Consider the following 16,503-nt stretch of genomic DNA (forward strand, 5'->3'; position numbering starts at 1 on the left):
GGGTCGGCCTCCGGGTTCTTCCCGACTGCATGCGGGATTCTACGGCGACTTACAGCGACTTATGGCGTATTTCCGGCATATCGCCCGCAGGTGCCGTGGCAGGTCACGCCGCGGCCAGGGCGCACTCGGCCCAGATGACCTTGCCCTCGGTGGTGTAGCGGGTGCCCCAGGCCTGGGCGAGCTGTGCGACGAGGAACAGGCCCCGGCCACCCTCGTCGGTGGTGGCCGCGTGGCGCATGCGCGGCGCGGTGCTGCTGGTGTCGTACACCTCGCAGATCAGCGTGCGGTCGTGGATGAGGCGTACCCGGATGGGCCCGGCGCCGTAGCGGACGGCGTTCGTGACCAGCTCGCTGAGCAGCAGTTCCGTGGCGAAGGCCGACTCGTCCAGGCCCCACCGGCTGAGCTGGCCCACGGCGGCGGTGCGGACGTCGGAGACGCGGGCCGGGTCGGCGGGCAGGTCCCAGGTGGCGATCCGGTCGGGGGGTACGGCGTTGGTGCGGGCGACGAGGAGTGCGATGTCGTCGCCGGGGTGGTCGGGTGCCACGGCGTCGAGGACCGCCTGGCAGGTGTCCTCGGGGGCCCGGTCCGGGTGGGCCAGCGCGCGGCGCAGCTCGTCGAGCGCCACGTCGATGTCGCGATGGCGGTCTTCGATGAGCCCGTCGGTGAAGAGGACCAGCTGGCTGTGTTCGGGGAGATGGAACTCGACGGATTCGAAGGGCAGGCCGCCGAGGCCCAGAGGGGGTCCGGCGGGCAGGTCCAGGAACGTCACGGTGCCGTCGGACTGGACCAGCGCGGGCGGAGGGTGGCCGGCGCGGGCGATGGTGCACACCTGCGAGGTGGGGTCGTAGATGGCGTACAGGAAGGTGGCGCCGACGATGCCGGTGCTGCCGACGGCGGGATTGTCCCCGCCCTCCTCCCGGTCGAGGCGCACCATCAGGTTGTCCAGATGGGTGAGGAGCTCGTCGGGGGCGAGTTCCAGTTCGGCGAAGTTGCGGGCGGCGGTGCGCAGCCGGCCCATGGTGGCGGCGGCGTGCAGTCCGTGGCCGACGACATCGCCGACGAGGAGGGCGACGCGGGTGCCGGAGAGGGGGATGACGTCGAACCAGTCGCCGCCCACTCCGTGCTCCGCGGGCAGATAGCGGTGGGCGACCTCGACGGCGTCCTGCTCGGGGAGGCCGCGCGGGAGCAGGCTGCGCTGGAGGGACAGGGCCAGGGTGTGTTCGCGGGTGTAGCGGCGGGCGTTGTCGATGCAGAGGGAAGCGCGGGCGGCGAGTTCCTGGGCCAGCGAGCGGTCGTCGTCCCCGTAGGGGGCCGGGTCCTGCGAACGGTAGAAGCTGGCGATGCCCAGGAGGACGCCGCGGGCGAGCAGGGGGACGGTGATGAGGGAGTGGACGTTGTGGGCGAGGAGCAGCTCGGCGTGCTCGGGGTCTTGGGCGATCCAGCCGAAGGCGGCCTTCAGCTCGGGTTCCAGCACGGGCTGCCCCGTGGTCATACAACGCATGTGGGGCGTGGTCGGGCTCAGGGAGAGCTGCTCGCCCACCGGGTAGAAGGGGCAGTCCTCGCGGATGCCGTGGACCACCGTGCGGTGCATCTCGGTGGTGGGGTTGGGGGACTCCTCGCCGCGCAGCACCGCCTCGGGCAGGTCGATGGTGACGAAGTCGGCCAGGCGCGGAACCGCGATCTCGGCGAGTTCCCAGGCGGTGCGGCTCACGTCCAAGGTGGTGCCGATGCGGTTGCTGGCCTCGGCCAGCAGTTCCAGTCGGCGCCGTGCCGCGACGGCGTACTTTCCCACTTCCGGCTCGCCCACCAGCACGAGCCCTCTGACCGTGCCCCCGGCGGAGTCGTCGGCGCCACGGGAGACGGGTGCGCCCGGTGCGCCGGGCACGACGGCCGCCACCGTGGCCGGACCGGGTGCGGCGCGGGAAAGGGGCCCGGGCGGTGGGCCGGCGGGGGCGGGGGCGGGGGCGTGCCGCTCCGACTCCTCGGGGAGGAGCACCTCGATGACGACGCCCTCCACCCCGGAGGGGCTCGTCACCGGACGACTCACGAGAGTCACCCACCGGCCGCGGGACAGGGACACCTCGGCTGCAGCCCGCCGGTCCGCTGACATCAGCTCCGTGGCCTTCTGCTTGAGGGTCATCTGATCGCTCTGCTCCAGCTCGCTCTGGAGCAGCTCGTCCATTCCGATCGCGTGTCCGTTCCAGGCGTCCTCGCCGGTCCGGGCGCGGCTCGCGGCATCGAGATAGGCGTGCAGCAGGCCGCGCTCGCGCGCCGAACTCTGCTCCATCAGCCGCCTTTCGATGGCTTCGGCCGCCTTGCGCACGACGGGGATCAGCGCCGGGTCCGCATCGGTGTAGGGATAGCCGAGGCACAGAACACCCTCGATGTGCCCGCTGAGCTGGTCGCGAACGGGGATCGCGGTACAGGCACTTGACTGGGACCGCTCGGCGAAGTGCTCGGCGCCGTAGACCTGACAGAGTCGCCTTTCAGCGAGAGTGAGACCGATGCCGTTCGTCCCGGCGAACTGCTCGGCGAACACGAACCCGGGGACGCTCTGGATCGCGGAGAGATGCCTGAGCATGGACTTCTCTCCGAAGCGGCGTTCGAGCACCGTGCCATGTCCATCGGCGAGACAGATGTTCATCAGGCTGCCCGAGAAGATGGACTGGAGCCGGTCCAGCACCGGCCGGGCGGCGCGGACGAGGCGGCCTTCCGGGTCGAAGTCCTGCTTGAAGGGAAGCTCGGACTGGTCCGGCGACAGCCCCAGCAGCCTGCTGCGCTGCCACGAGCTCAGGATCGGACTCCTCACGCTTCCCTCGACCGACTCGCCGTGCAGGAATCGGTCACGGGAACGCACGGGGCCGATGCGGTCGCCGACGACCCCCATCTGTACCACTCCCTCACGGAACGCTCTCGATCGCCCGGTTTGAGTATATTCCTCCGATTTTGCGGGCGGGTGGGGGAGCCGAATGGCCGGTGGGGCCGGCCCTCAAAGGATCGCGACCGGATTGACGGGAGAACCCGTACCGCCGGGGACGTTCAGCGGCGCCACGACGAGCACGAACTCGTACCGGCCCGCCTCGGCGCAGGCGGCGGAAAGCGCCTCGAGGTCGAGGTTGTCCAGCAGCGGGACCCCCATCGCGGTGATCGCGAGCGTGTGGACGGGGGAGTGCACGCCCTCGACGGGCGACGGCCGTACGTCGCTGTCCCCGTCGCCGCCGAGCAGGGCGATCGCCCGATCGGCCAGCAGCGGCACGGCGTCCACGTGCCAGCCCGCGCTCGCCGCGCCGGGGTCCCAGGGGCCGGTCTCCCGGCGGCGGCGGAAGGCGCCCGAGCGCAGCAGCACCGCATCTCCGTCCCCGATCGTCACGCCGAGTGCCTTCTCCGCGGCGATGACGTCCCGCGCGTGCACCGCGTGCCCGGGTTCGAGCCACGTGACCCCGAGGGCGGCGGGCAGGTCGAGGAGTACGCCCCTGGTGACCAGGGGGCCGAGCGCCGGCACCGCGCCGAAGCGGGCACCCGCGGCATCGACGACCTCGCGCGCCGCGCGGCCGTCGTAGAGTCGCCCTCGGTAGGCGACGTGTGACAGCGCGTCGAGGTGGCTCACGCCCTTGCCGTGGTAGTCGACGGCGAGGAAGTCCTTGTAGACGGAGGGTTCCGGGGCCTCCACGTCGCCGAGGTCGGACATGTAGTGCAACGCGGGCTTCGCGTTGTCCGGTCCGGGCCGGGTGTCCCAGGGCCTCCCCAGCGCGACGACCGTCCCGGACCTGATCAGGGCCGTGGCCCGCTGTACGTGGCCCGCCGTCACCCTGTTCCAGGCGCCGCGGTCGGCCGCGGCCCACCGGCCCCAGGTGCGGACCGACTCGAAGAGCGCGTCGAACTCCTCGCGGGAGACGGTGGCCCCGTGTCCGGGACCGGCCGGCGGGGGAGTGGGGGCATCGGCGGGGTTGCTGCTCATGAGTACTCGGCGCTCCAAGGTTCGTGCGGCTGCTGCCCGGGGCACCGGGCGGCGCGAGGGCCTCCCGGGCGCAGCATCCTGCCGGGGTTCGGCCGCCCCGCCCGGCACGTCGGCGGTTCGGCGCGCCGGTCTTCCCTCCGGGGTTCATCGTGTGCTCATACGCCCGCCACATCGCCTCCATGTCGGCTACCCGCGAGTAGACCAGGGTGGCGGCGGCCCGCTGCGGGGCAGCCGGGCTCCCGCCCCGGCCCGGTCCGCCGCGCGCCGACCGCAACCGACTCCGTGACCAGGAGGCACCATGAGCGTGACCGCAAGCAGGAGATCGCCGTTCATCGCCGCGGCGACGATCGCGGCCCTCGGACTGATCGCCGTACCGGCCCACGCCCACGCACACACGGACCGGGGCACGGCACCCTCGCTGCCCGAGGTGTCCGCCTCCGTCGAGACGCCGTCCCTGTTCGACGACGAGGCGGGTGGCAACGCGAACGCCGATGACCCGGCGATCTGGCGGAACGCCTCCGACCCCGACCGCAGCCTGGTGATCGCCACCGCCAAGGAAGGCGGCCTGCGCGTGTACGACCTGGACGGCCGTCAGGTCCAGACCCTGCCGGCGCCGCCGCCCCCGCGGGACGGCGACAAGCCCGGGCGCTTCAACAACGTCGACCTGATCACCGGGCTGCGCTTTCCCGACGGCCGGCACGATGTGGCGGTCGTCTCCGACCGGGGCCGCGACCAGCTGCGCTTCTACCGGATCGACCCCGAGCGCCCTGGCGGGCCACTCGTCGACGTCACCGACGAGGCAGCGGCCCCGCTGGTCTTCTCGTCCGGCCAGGACGAGGTCGACGACCAGCACACCGCCTACGGCCTGGCCGCCTACACCGACCGCGGCCGCTCGTTCGCGGTGACCAGCCGGCGCCACGACACCAAGCTCGCGCTGGCCGAACTCACCCCGGATGCGCGGGGGAAGGTCGGATACCGCCTCGTCCGGACCCTCACGCTGCCTTCCTCCTTCACCCTGCCCGACGGGACCGGCTGGACACCGTGCGCCGAGCCCGGCGAGCTTCCCCAGGTGGAGGGCATGGTCATCGACCCTGACAGCGGCGACCTGTACGCGGGCCAGGAGGACGTCGGCATCTGGAAGCTCGACGCCGACCTGCGCTCCCCGGCCCGCCTGATCGAGAAGGTCCGCTCCTACGGGGTGCCGGGCACCTGGAACCCGCAGACCGAGGAGTGCGACGCGGGGGCCGACCCGGGCTTCGGCGGCCGGCACATCAGCGCCGACGTGGAGGGCCTGACGATCTGGCGCGACCCCGAGGACCCCCGCGACGACGGCTACCTGATCGCCTCCAGCCAGGGCGACAACACCTTCGCCGTCTTCGACCGCGACCACCGCAACGCCTTCGTCCGCAACTTCCGGATCACCGCGGGCGGCAAGCCCGGCGCGCCCGACGGCTCGGAGGTCTGCGACGGTGCCGCCGTCACCAGCGCCCCGCTCGGTACGAGGTTCCCGCACGGCCTGCTGGTCGTCCAGGACGGCTCGAACACCCCGGAGACCGCCGGACCCGACGGGCAGGCCCGTACCGACACCGACTTCAAGTTCGTCGACTGGGCCAAGGTCGAACGCGCCGCGCGCCTCTGACCCGCTCGACACTGCCGAAGGCGTCCATGGCCTCGTCGTTCTGAGGTCATGGACGCTGTCAGCAGCGACGGGTCTGGTACGGCACGGGGACCGGGTGCGGCTCCGGAGGCGTCGGGCACCGGCGCAGGGCGACGAGGAACGTCAGCACGATTCCGCCCGCCACGAAGAAGAGCGCGGTGCTGATCCCCTCGGCGGTGGCGACGCGGAGCCGTTCACCGGAGAGGCCGTCGAGGCCGGCGGTCGCCACCAGGACGAGGACGGCGAGGCCGACGGCTGCGCCCGCGCCCGACGCGGTGGAGGCAATGCCGGAGGCGATGCCTTGTTGCCGGTCGGGGATTCCGGTGGCGGCGGCGATGAACATGGCCGTGAAGACCACCCCGTCGCCGACGCTGAGCGCCACGAGGCCGGGGACGAGTTCGGCGTAGGTGCCGTTGGGCGAGATCGTGAGGGCGAGTGCGAGCGCACCGAGCGCGCCGACGGCGAGGGCCGCGGCCAGCGTGCGCCTGAGACCGAACCGCGTCACGAGCCGGCCCGCGGTTGTCGAACCGGCCACCACCACCGCCGTGGGGATGAGGAAGCCGGCGCCGGTCTCCAGGGCGTCGTAGCCCAGAACCTCCTGGAAGTAGACCGACAGGAAGTAGAGCACGGAGCCGAAGGTCGCCATGAACATGAAGGCGATGACGACGCCGGTGACCAGGCTGGAATGGGAGAGCAGCCCCGGTGGCATGAGCGGGTCTCTGCTGCGCCGCTCGATGACGACGAAGGCTCCGATCAGCAGGGGGCCCGCCGTCGCGCTCACCAGAACGGCCGGCGAGAGCCAGCCCAGTCCGGGGCCCTGCACGAGGGCGAACACGATGAGCGTGACGCCGAGAGTGACACTGAGGGCACCGGGCAGGTCGAACGTACGGCCCTTTTCGCGTGCGCCGTCCCGAGGGATCAGTACGAAGGCGAGCAGCAGTGCCGGGCCGGCCAGGGCGACGTTGACGAGGAAGACCGCTTGCCAGCCGAAGGCCTGCGTCAGAACACCGCCGAGCAGCACACCGATGACGAGCCCTGCCGCGCCTGCCCCTCCCCAGATTCCCAAGGCGCGGTTGCGGGCCGGGCCTTCGGCGAAGGTGGTGTTGATGAGTGCCAGGGTGGTGGGGAAGACGAGCGCTCCGCCGAGACCCTGGAACGCGCGGGCGGTGAGGAGCAGTCCGGGGCCGGTCGCGCATGCTCCCGCGAGCGATGCCCCGGCATAGAGTGCGAGGCCGGTGGCCAGGATGCGGCGCCGTCCGAGCAGGTCGGCGGCACGCCCGCCGAACAGCAGGAAGCCGGCCGAGGCCACTGCGTAGGCGCTGATGACCGACTGGAGTGTCCGCGCGGAATAGCCGAGGTCGCGTGCGATGTCGGGCAGCGCCACGACCACGATGTACTGGTCGAGCGAAACGATCAGCATGGCGAAGGACAGGAGCGCGAGCATCGCCGTCTCCCGGTTCCAGCCGAGGCCGCCGGGCACAGACGATGGTTCTGTGGGTCGCACGGCAGCACTCCTGATGATCGCTCAAGTCTGCGCTCACGACCCTAGCCAGATCGCGCGCATCATGTGCCGGTCAGGGGGCTGGGGCCGCCCGTCAGGGTGACGTGGAGGCCGTCCGGCTGAACCTCTGCGGACGTGGCCCTGAGCCCAAGCGGGTACTCCTTCGGCGCACCCGGCTCCGATCCCAGACCGCCGCTGCCCATCCCGAGCCGACTGGCGGGGACGGAGCGGCCGAACACGGTGAACCCGTCGACGGCGAGCGTGACCTTCCCGTCCGCGAGTACGGGACGCAGTGTCAGCTGCCCTGCGCCGCCCGGGCCGACGGCGGCGAGGACGGTCCCCTTCTCCGGGTCGGTGGTGACCGCGGTCACCGGGACGGACCCCGCGGCGGCCCGGATCGCGGCGCCGATGGACTGCGTGGGGACGGTCACCTCGGCGTGGGTGCTGCCGACGGTGGCCCTCCCGCCGAGACGGACGTCGTCGAGCCGCGCCCGGACGCGGACTTGGGCGAGGCGTCCGAGGCGGGCGTCGTCGCTGCTGATGTCCAGACGGGGGATGTTCTCGCGCGCCAGGTCCCACAGGGCCCAGTCGCCGGCCACGCCGACCGCCACGTCGTTGCCGAGGGCGGGTGCCGCCGCCGCGATGCGGTTCTCGATCACGTTGCGGGCCGTGAACTCGGCCGCGCCCGTGCCGAGGGCCGCTACCAGGGCCACGGCGGTCGTGACCGTGACGGTCTTCGTGAGGCGGCGCTTCATCGGCGCTCTCCCCGGGCGGGCGCAAGGGCGGGCGCAAGGGCGGGGGCGGGCAGGGAGGTGGGCGCGGCGGCGGGTCCTTCCGGGTCGAGATGCGGAAGGATCCGGTCCAGCCAGCCGGGGAGCCACCAGTTGGCGCGCCCGAAGAGGTACATGGACGCGGGCACCAGGAGCAGGCGGACCACGGTGGCGTCGATGATCACGCTCACGCCGAGGCCGAGGGCGAGCATCTTGACGGCGACGTTCGTGGAGAGCAGGAACGCCAGGAAGACGCTGGTCATGATCAGTGCCGCGCAGGTGATGACGCGGGCCGTGGCGGCGAGGCCGGTGGCGACGGCCAGGTGGTTGTCCCTTCGGTGCAGCCATGTCTCGCGGATCCTAGAGAGCAGGAAGACCTCGTAGTCCATGGATAGTCCGAAGACGATCGCGAACATCATCATCGGTACGTAGGACTCGACGGGCACCTTCTCGGTGACGCCGAACAGCGCGCCGCCCCAGCCCCATTGGAAGACCGCGACGACCACGCCGTAGGCGGCGGCGATGGAGAACAGGTTGAGTACGGCGGCCTTGAGCGCGATCAGCGGGCTGCGGAAGACGGCGAGCAGCAGCAGGAACGCGGCCGTGACCACCACACCGATGATCAGGGGCAGTTTGGCGGTGAGGGTGTCGGTGAAGGTCTGGGTGGCGGCGGCGGTACCGGTGACGTAGCCGGTGGCACCCGTTCCCGACAGTGCCTGCGGCACCGTTTCGTCCTGCAAGGTGTGGATCAGGTCGGCGGTGGCACTGTCCTGCGGGCCGGTGGCGGGGGTGACCGTGCTGATGAGCAGGACGTGGTCGGGGCTGGGCACCGGGGTGGTCACGGAGGCGACGCCCGGTACGGCGGCCAGTTCGCGCTGGAGCGAGGCGGCGAGGTCCCGGCGCTGCGTCTCGTCGGCCACCTGCCGGCTGTCGAGGTGGGCCACGACGGTGAGCGGGCCGTTGGCGCCGGGGCCGAAGCCCTCGGTGATCAGGTCGTAGGCCCGTCGGTCGGTCCTGCTGGTGGACTGTGCTCCGGCGTCGACGTGGCCGAGCTGCATGGACGCGACCGGTATCGAGAGGACGCCGAGCAGGAGCAGGCCGCTGACCAGGAAGAGCCAGGGGCGCCGGCTGACCTTGACGGCCCAGCGGTGCCAGACGTCCGACGCGCCGGTGGGTTCGGCGACCGGTGTGCGCACATGGAGGCGGTCGATGCGGCGGCCGAGCAGACCCAGCAGCGCGGGAGTCAGCGTGACGGACGCGGCGGCGGCCACGACGACGCTGAGCCCGGCGGCGACGCCGAGGGTGCCGATGAAGTCCACGCCGCAGACGCAGAGCCCGCCCAGGGCCATGGCGACCGTGGCGGCGGCGACCAGGACGGCACGGCCGCTGGTGGCGACCGTACGCCCGACCGCCTCGGCGGGCTCCGTTCCGGTGTGCAGCAGGGCCCGGAAGCGGGTGGCCAGGAAGAGCGCGTAGTCGATGCCGACGCCGAGGCCCATCATCGCGGCCAGGGTCGGGGCCGCCTGGGCGAAGCCGAACTGTCCGGCGAGCAGTCCGAGACCGGCCAGGCTGACGGCCAGGCCGATCACCGCCGTCAGCAGCGGGAGCCCGGTGGCGGCGACGCTGCCGAAGCCGATCAGCAGGACGAGCACGGCGACGGCCAGACCGATGGCCTCCGAGGTGTGGTCGGCGGACTTGGGCGTGGCCAGCTGCCCGAGCGGGGCCCCGTACTCGACGGTGACGTGGTCGGAGCGCAGTGGCTGGACGGCGGTGTCGACCTCGGCGAGGTAGGAGGGGTCGAAGGTCGCCGGGTTGCCGTCGAAGCGGACGGTCACCTGGGCGATGTCGCCCTTCGCGGAGACCGCACCCGGCGTGGTGAGCGGGTCGGCCACCGACAGGACGTTCGGCAGGCGGCTCAGGTTGCCGACGGCCGCGTCGATCGCCGCCTGGTGACCGGCGAGCGAACCCTGACCGGACTGGAGCACGATGGGTGCGGCCGTGCCCCCGGAAGCGCTCGTGTGCGCCGTGAGCAGGTCGGCAGCGGTCTGGGTACGGGTACCGGGCAGGGAGAAGCTGTCCGCGAAGGTGCCGCCCCACGTGTGGTTGGCCAGCCCCAGGCCGACGAGGAGCAGGACCCACGCGGCGACGACCCGCCAGGCGTGCCGGGCACACCAGCGCCCGCTGCGGTGGAGGAGACCCGGCCCGTCGGCCGATCGAATGTTCATGGGCCTCACTGTGCGCGGCGCGTGTAAGGGGGCCGTTGGCGCATTGTTCGGGGAATGTACGGGCGGCGGCGCGCGCCCGTTCACGCGGCGTCGGGTGCCGGCGGGAGGGCGACGGTGAAGCAGGCTCCGCCTTCCGGGCCGTGTCCTTCGACGCGGATGGTGCCCCCGAGGCGGCCGGTCAGGCGGCGGGCGATGGCCAGCCCCAGGCCGCTGCCGACCGGGCGGGTGTCCCGGTAGCGCTCGTGGAGGGCGCCGTGGTCGAAGGCGATGCGCACGTCGTCGTCGGTGAGGCCGGGCCCGCCGTCTCGGACCTGCAGTTCGGCGCCGCGGCCGCGCGGACGGCGAGGACCAGGGGTCCGCCCTCGGGCGTGACCCGCAGGGCGTTCTGCACCAGGCCGTCGATCAGCTGCCGGACCCGGAAGGCGTCCGTGTCGACGATGACGGGCTGCGCGGGCGGCCCGGGCTGCTCGAGTCGCAGCTCGACGCCGTGCCGGGCGCAGGGGCCGGTCCAGAAGGCGGCGGCCTCGGCGACCACCGCGCAGAGGTCGGCCGGGGCCACATCGAGCCGGAAGTCGTCCGCCTCCAGCCGGGCCAGGTCCAGCAGGTCCCCCAGGAACCGGTCCAGGCGCCGGGTCTCGCCGGCCAGGATGCCGCCGACCTCGGGCAGCCGGTCCGGCTCGATCAGGCCGTCGGCGAGCGCCTCGGCGTATCCCTGCAGCGCGGTCAGCGGGGTGCGCAAGTCGTGGGAGACGGAGAGCAGGAACTCCCGCTGCCGGTTCTCGCTGCGCGCCAGCGCCTCGTCCAGGACGTTGAGGGCGCGCCCGATGTCCGCGGTCTCCCGGGGGCCGTCGACCGGGGCCGGTACGCCGCGTTCGCCGTCGGCGAGCCGGTGCGCGATCTGCGCGGCCTTCACGAGCGGACGGGCGATGCGGCGGGCCAGGAGTGCTCCGGCCAGTGCCGCGCCGAGCATGCCGACGATCAGCGGCGCCACCACGTTGCGGCGGATCTGGTTCGTGTTCTCGGTGACGACCGCGTACGGCTCGGTCAGCACGACCGCTCCGCCGCGCACGCCGGGCTGCCCCACCAGCAGCACGTCCCGGCCGCCCAGGATGCCGGTGGTGGAGACCGGCTTCCCGGCCAGCAGAGCCGACTTCGACGCCCTGTCGACGGCCGGGGTGGCGGTTCCGCTCACCGTGCCGTCCGGGGCGATGACCGCGAGCTGCACGTTGTTCGGCCCGCCCAGTAGCTGGGCGCCGTGGAAAAGAGCCTCGGACAGGGCCGGCAGACGACTGAGCACCGTTGCCTGACGCGTCAGTTGGTCACGTTCACGCTCCTCCGCACCGTGCGCGGCGGTCTGCCAGGCGACCAGCCCGGTCAGCGCCACCGCGAGCGCCGCCACCACGGTGGTCAGCACCACGATGTTGCGTGCGAGGGAGCCCCGGCGCGGACTGCCGGGCCGGGAGCGGCTCACGTGCCGGGCGCCATCGCGCTGTACCCGACGCCGCGGACCGTACAGATCGGACTCGCGTCGCCGAGCTTGGCGCGCAGCTGCGAGACGAAGACGTCGACCATCCGGGTGTCGCGGTAGCCCGGGTACCCCCACACCTGGGCGAGCAGCTGCTCACGGGTGAACACCTGCCCCACGTGCCGGAGCAGGTGCGCGAGGAGGTTGAACTCGGTGGCGGTGAGCTCGACCGGCTCTCCGTCGCGGCGCACGGTGCGGCTGACCGGGTCCAGGCTGAGCCGGCCGATGCTCTCGGGCGGGCGGCCGGGGAGTTGACCGGTCGGCCCCGCCGCCCTGCGCAGTACGGCCTTGACCCGGGCGACCAGCTCGCGCGGCGAGAACGGCTTGGTCAGATAGTCGTCCGCGCCCAGTTCGAGGCCGAGGATCCGGTCGGCCTCCTCGCCGCGCGCGGTGACCAGCAGCACCGGCGTCCAGTCGCCGGAGTCACGCAGGGCACGGCAGAAGGCGATGCCGTCCATGCCCGGCAGACCGATGTCCAGCACGATCGCCACCGGGTGCATCCGCCTCGCGGCCGCGAGCCCGGCGGTCCCGTCGGCCTCGACGTGGACACCGAAGCCCTCGCGCGCCAAGTAGAGCCTTTGCACATCGGAGATGTGGCGCTCGTCCTCGACGATCAGCACGAGGCCCCTGGACTCCGTCATCACTGCCTCTCACGTGCGGCACTCCTCGCCGATGCTAACCGCATCGATCCGGCCTTCCTGTGGGCGCGCCGCCACCCGTACATTCCCCGAACAATGCGCCGGCCGGAGCCGGAGCCGGAGCCGTATCCGTCAGACCGCCGGGAAGACCGGGGCGATCCCCAGGGTGGGCGCGATCGCCTGCCAGATCGTCGACCGGGCCGTGGCCAGGTCGACCCGGGGGTCCTCCAGCATCAGCCGGATGCCGAGGCCGTCGCACAGGGCCAGCACCAACGTGCTGACCGCGGCGACGTCGCAGTCGGTGAACTCGCCGGACCGGATGCCCCGTTCCACGACTCCGCCGACCCACGCGTGCAGCTGGTCGTAGAGGTCGACGGCGAGGTGCCGGGCCGTACCGTCGCGCAGCGCGCGCACCCAGAGCTCCTGCCAGAGCTTCCAGTCCTGGTGGAGCTCCGCGTCCGTGGGCAGCATGCTGTGCACGATGCGGGCCAGGACGACCGCGGCCGGGTCCGTATCGGTGTCGCTGCCGGTGTCCGTACCGGTCTTGGCGAAGGAGTGCGTCATCGCCTCGGCGAAGAGCTTCTCGCGAGTGTCGAAGTGGTAGTGCAACAGGGCCTTCGAGACGCCCGCGTGCTCGGCGACCTTGCGCATGCTGACGTGCTCGAAACCGATGTCGGCGATCACTTCGCACGCTGCCGTGAGGATTCGCTCACGCGTTTCGAGTGCGCGCTCGGCCTTGGTCACGTTGGCTGCTCCCCGTGTCGGCGCCCGTTGGGTCGGGTGAGTGGGTGATGGGAAAGGCCCCGGCGGCCCCGCCCGCCGGACCACCATCCTCGCGCATGGGGCTTCCGGGCTCCGGCCGTCGGGGGACCGCGGTCAGGGATAGGTGTGGAAACCCCGGCCGGTCTTGCGGCCGAGCAGGCCCGCGTCCACCATCCGGGCCAGCAGCGGCGGCGGGGCGTACAGCGGCTCCCGGTACTCCGCGTACATCGACCGGGCGATGGCCTGGACGGTGTCCAGTCCGATGAGGTCGGCCAGGGCCAGCGGCCCGAGCGGGTGGGCGCAGCCCAGGGTCATGCCCCGGTCGATGTCCTCGGCCGACGCGGCCTGGGACTCGGCCATCCGCACCGCGGCCAGCAGGTACGGCACGAGGAGCGCGTTCACGACGAATCCCGCCCGGTCCCGGGCGCGGACGACCTGCTTGCCCAGGACGTCGGAGGCGAACTCCCGTGCCCGCCGGGCGGTCTCCTCGGCGGTGAGCAGGGACGGCACCAGCTCGACGAGGGCGAGCACGGGGACGGGGTTGAAGAAGTGCAGGCCGACCACGTGTTCCGGCCGTGAGGTGGCTGCCGCCAGCCGGATGACCGGGATGGAGGAGGTATTCGTCGCCAGCACGGCGTCCCTGCGTTGCACCGTCGCGTCGAGCCGGGCGAAGACCTCCAGCTTCGCCCGCTCGTCCTCGGCCACCGCTTCGACGACGAGGTCGCGGTCCGCCATCCGGGCCATGTCCGTGGTCACCACGATCCGCCCCACTGCGGTGTCCCGTTCGGCGTCGGTCAGCTTTCCGGCGGCCGCGGCCCGTGCCAGGGAGCGGGTTATCCGCTCCAGGCCGGCGTCCGCGGCCGTCCGGCTGGTCTCCACCACCACGACGTCCCGCCCGGCGAGGGCGCAGACCTCGGCGATACCGGAGCCCATCAGACCGCATCCCACGACCCCGACCCGTTCGACATCGGACATCGGCTTTCCCTTCAGATGGTTCTCATAAGGACGCACGGCGGCGGTCCGGGCCGCGGGCGGGGGCCGGATCGCCGCCGGGACGGTCACACGGACGACGGCATCTGCAGCACGCCCGTGCCGCGCTTGACGAGTTCGCCCGCGACGATCAGGCGCTGGATCTCGGAGGTGCCCTCCCAGATGCGGTCGACGCGCAGTTCGCGGTAGAGACGCTCGACGGGGTACGAGCGGTCGTAGCCGCGGCCACCGAAGATCTGCAGGCACCGGTCGATGACCCGGCCGGACGCCTCGCTCGCCGACAGCTTGGCGATGGCCGCCTTGGCATGCAGCGTCTTGCGGTCGACCCGGCCCTCGTCGACCTCCCAGGCGACCTGGTGGGTGTAGGCGCGGTTGACGGCGATGTCGACGGCGCAGTCGGCGAGCATGCCCTGGATCAGCTGGAAGTCGGCGATGGAGGAGCCGAACTGGCGGCGCTCCACCGCCCAGTCGCGGGCCAGCTCCAGGGCCCGCTCGGCGGCGCCGATCGTCCGCGCGGCGATCATCAGCCGTTCCTCGGTGAACCAGGAGCGGGTGATGTCGTAACCGTTGCCCACCTCCCCGAGCACGGCATCCGCGGGGACGTGCACCTCGGTGAAGGTGAACTCGGGGTGCTCGTAGACGAACGTGTGCATCCAGCGGGGCACCCGGGTCATCTCGATGCCCGGCGTGTCCTTGTCGACGAGGAACAGCGTCGGGGCCCCCTCCTCCCCGGCGGCGGCGAGCACGATCATGAAGTCGGCGTGGTCGCCGACGGTGACGAACCACTTCTCGCCGTTCAGCACCCAGCCGTCGGCGGTCCGGGTCGCCGTGGTCCGCAGGCTCTGCGGGTCGGAGCCGGCCTCCGGCTCGCTCACCGCGTAGCAGTCGCGGCGCCGCCCCCGGATCACCGGGACGAGGTACCGCTCGCGCTGCTCCGGCGTGCAGAAGGACAACGCGTTGGCCGGACGCCACACCATGTCCCACAGGGCGCCGGTGAGCCGTCCGAGCTCCGCCTGGACCGTGACCTGCTCCAGGATGGTGAGGCCGGCGCCGCCCCACTCCGCCGGCATGTTGACCGCCTGAAGGCCGCTGTCGAGGACGGCGTCGCGGATCTCGGTGTGGGCCTGCGGGGGCAGGCCGTTGTTCTCCTCGCAGTCGAGCTCGTACTTCATGATGAACTCGGTGAGCGCGCGCGCCGAGTCCCTGAGCTCTTCCTGACGGGCGGTGAGACGGAAGTCCATGTCTGTCCTTGGAATCGTGATGGAAGGGGCAGGGGGAGCGGAAGGGATGGTCAGGAGCCGGGGAGCGCGAGGGCCCGGGTGCCGCGCTTGATCAGCTCGTTGGCGATGATCAGGCGCTGGATCTCGGAGGTGCCCTCCCAGATGCGGTCGACGCGCAGTTCGCGGTACATGCGCTCGACGGGGTACGAGCGGTCGTAGCCCCGGCCGCCGAAGATCTGTACGCACCGGTCGATGACCCGTCCGGCGGCCTCGCTCGCCGCGAGCTTCGCCGTCGACGCCTTGGCGTGCAGGGTCTTGGGGTCGGTGTGCGGCTGGTCGGCTTCCCAGGCGACCTGGTGGGTGTAGGCGCGGTTGACGGCGATGTCGACGGCGCAGTCGGCGAGCATGCCCTGGATCAGCTGGAAGTCGGCGATGGGGGAGCCGAACTGGCGGCGCTCCACCGCCCAGTCGCGGGCGAGTTCCAGGGCCCGTTCGGCGGCGCCGACGGTCCGGGCGGCGATCATCAGCCGCTCGTCGGTGAACCACTCCTTGGTCAGCTCGTAGCCGTTGCCGACGCCGCCGAGCACGTCCTCGTCGGCGACGAAGACGTCGGCGAAGGTGAATTCGGGGTGCCCGTTCACCGCGGAGTGCATGAACCGGGGGACGCGCGTCATCTCGACACCCGGTGCCTGCTTGTCCACGAAGAACAGCGTCGCGGCCCGCTCGGGGCCCGCATCGGCCTGCACCAGCAGGAAGTCGGCGATGTCCCCGCAGGTCACGAACCACTTCTCGCCACTCAGGAGCCAGCCGCCCTCGGTGCGGGTCGCGGTACTCGTGCACGAGCCGGGGTCGGAGCCCGCACCGGGTTCGGTGACCGCGAACGCGTCGAACCGCTCGCCCCGGATGACGGGCAGGAGGTACTTCTCCCGCTGTGCCGCGGTGCCGTGGGCCAGGACGTTCGCGGGCCGCCAGGGGATGTCCCAGAGGCAGTTGGTGACCTTGCCGAACTCCTCCTCGACGATGACCTGGTCCAGCAGGGACAGGCCGGCTCCGCCCCACTCGGCGGGCATGTTGATCGCGTAGACGCCCGCGTCGATGGCGGCGCGGGTCAGTTCGCGGACCGTCTCGGCGGGCAGCGGGCCGCCCGCCTCCTCGGACTGGTCCTCGTACCTCATCAGCAGCCGCGTGTAGGCGGCGGCGCGGGCCTTGAGGTCGGCCTGCTCGGGTGTGTAGCGGAAGTCCATGGTGTGTCTCCGG

12 protein-coding genes and 1 pseudogene are annotated in these 16,503 nt (G+C 72.2%); 1 reads left to right on the plus strand and 12 read right to left on the minus strand.

The features are described from left to right. Positions 1-103: 103 nt before the first annotated feature. Both JIW86_RS36320 and JIW86_RS36325 read right to left on the minus strand, forming a co-directional pair. Complete coding sequence (locus tag JIW86_RS36320) at positions 104-2,887, minus strand: SpoIIE family protein phosphatase (protein ID WP_257558575.1); 2,784 nt, start codon at positions 2,885-2,887, stop codon at positions 104-106. A 102-nt stretch (positions 2,888-2,989) separates the two neighbouring features. Continuing rightward, the gene (locus JIW86_RS36325) at positions 2,990-3,958 is read right to left on the minus strand and encodes a cyclase family protein (protein WP_257558576.1); all 969 of its coding nucleotides are present in this window, start codon (positions 3,956-3,958) and stop codon (positions 2,990-2,992) included. A gap of 298 nt (positions 3,959-4,256) precedes the next feature. On the opposite strand from JIW86_RS36325, the gene JIW86_RS36330 reads away from it, so the two are divergent. Further along, positions 4,257-5,597, plus strand: a complete 1,341-nt coding sequence (locus JIW86_RS36330; RefSeq protein WP_257558577.1) for a phytase — start codon at positions 4,257-4,259, stop codon at positions 5,595-5,597. A 58-nt stretch (positions 5,598-5,655) separates the two neighbouring features. Here the strand turns inward: JIW86_RS36330 and JIW86_RS36335 are convergent, their stop codons facing one another. The 10 genes and pseudogenes from JIW86_RS36335 to JIW86_RS36380 all read right to left on the minus strand — a co-directional run bounded on the left by JIW86_RS36335 (position 5,656) and on the right by JIW86_RS36380 (position 16,490). Continuing rightward, entirely contained in the window at positions 5,656-7,119 is a 1,464-nt protein-coding gene (locus JIW86_RS36335; protein ID WP_257558578.1) for an MFS transporter, read from the minus strand. Between the two features lie 59 nt (positions 7,120-7,178). Next, positions 7,179-7,871, minus strand: a complete 693-nt coding sequence (locus tag JIW86_RS36340; protein WP_257558579.1) for a DUF2993 domain-containing protein — start codon at positions 7,869-7,871, stop codon at positions 7,179-7,181. Beyond that, the gene (locus tag JIW86_RS36345; protein WP_257558581.1) at positions 7,868-10,111 is read right to left on the minus strand and encodes an MMPL family transporter; all 2,244 of its coding nucleotides are present in this window, start codon (positions 10,109-10,111) and stop codon (positions 7,868-7,870) included. Before JIW86_RS36345 ends, JIW86_RS36340 begins: the two co-directional genes overlap by 4 nt. A gap of 80 nt (positions 10,112-10,191) precedes the next feature. Then, positions 10,192-10,386, minus strand: coding sequence for an ATP-binding protein (locus JIW86_RS36350; RefSeq protein WP_322975575.1), 195 nt, complete (start codon positions 10,384-10,386; stop codon positions 10,192-10,194). Positions 10,387-10,748: 362 nt separating this feature from the next. After that, positions 10,749-11,081: pseudogene (locus tag JIW86_RS41765) on the minus strand (HAMP domain-containing protein); the annotation flags it as partial. A 497-nt stretch (positions 11,082-11,578) separates the two neighbouring features. Further along, a complete protein-coding gene (locus tag JIW86_RS36360) occupies positions 11,579-12,277 on the minus strand; it encodes a response regulator transcription factor (protein ID WP_257558583.1) in 699 nt (232 codons plus the stop codon). Between the two features lie 129 nt (positions 12,278-12,406). Further along, positions 12,407-13,018: a TetR/AcrR family transcriptional regulator gene (locus JIW86_RS36365; RefSeq protein ID WP_257558584.1), complete on the minus strand. Its 612-nt coding sequence runs from the start codon at positions 13,016-13,018 to the stop codon at positions 12,407-12,409. Positions 13,019-13,150: 132 nt separating this feature from the next. Continuing rightward, the gene (locus JIW86_RS36370; protein WP_257558585.1) at positions 13,151-14,011 is read right to left on the minus strand and encodes a 3-hydroxybutyryl-CoA dehydrogenase; all 861 of its coding nucleotides are present in this window, start codon (positions 14,009-14,011) and stop codon (positions 13,151-13,153) included. An 83-nt stretch (positions 14,012-14,094) separates the two neighbouring features. Further along, positions 14,095-15,267, minus strand: coding sequence for an acyl-CoA dehydrogenase family protein (locus JIW86_RS36375; RefSeq protein ID WP_257558586.1), 1,173 nt, complete (start codon positions 15,265-15,267; stop codon positions 14,095-14,097). 50 nt (positions 15,268-15,317) lie between these two features. Further along, positions 15,318-16,490: an acyl-CoA dehydrogenase family protein gene (locus JIW86_RS36380; RefSeq protein ID WP_257558587.1), complete on the minus strand. Its 1,173-nt coding sequence runs from the start codon at positions 16,488-16,490 to the stop codon at positions 15,318-15,320. Positions 16,491-16,503 lie beyond the last annotated feature (13 nt).

This window comes from Streptomyces sp. NBC_00162 (assembly GCF_024611995.1).
In the GTDB taxonomy this organism is placed as follows: Bacteria; Actinomycetota; Actinomycetes; order Streptomycetales; family Streptomycetaceae; genus Streptomyces.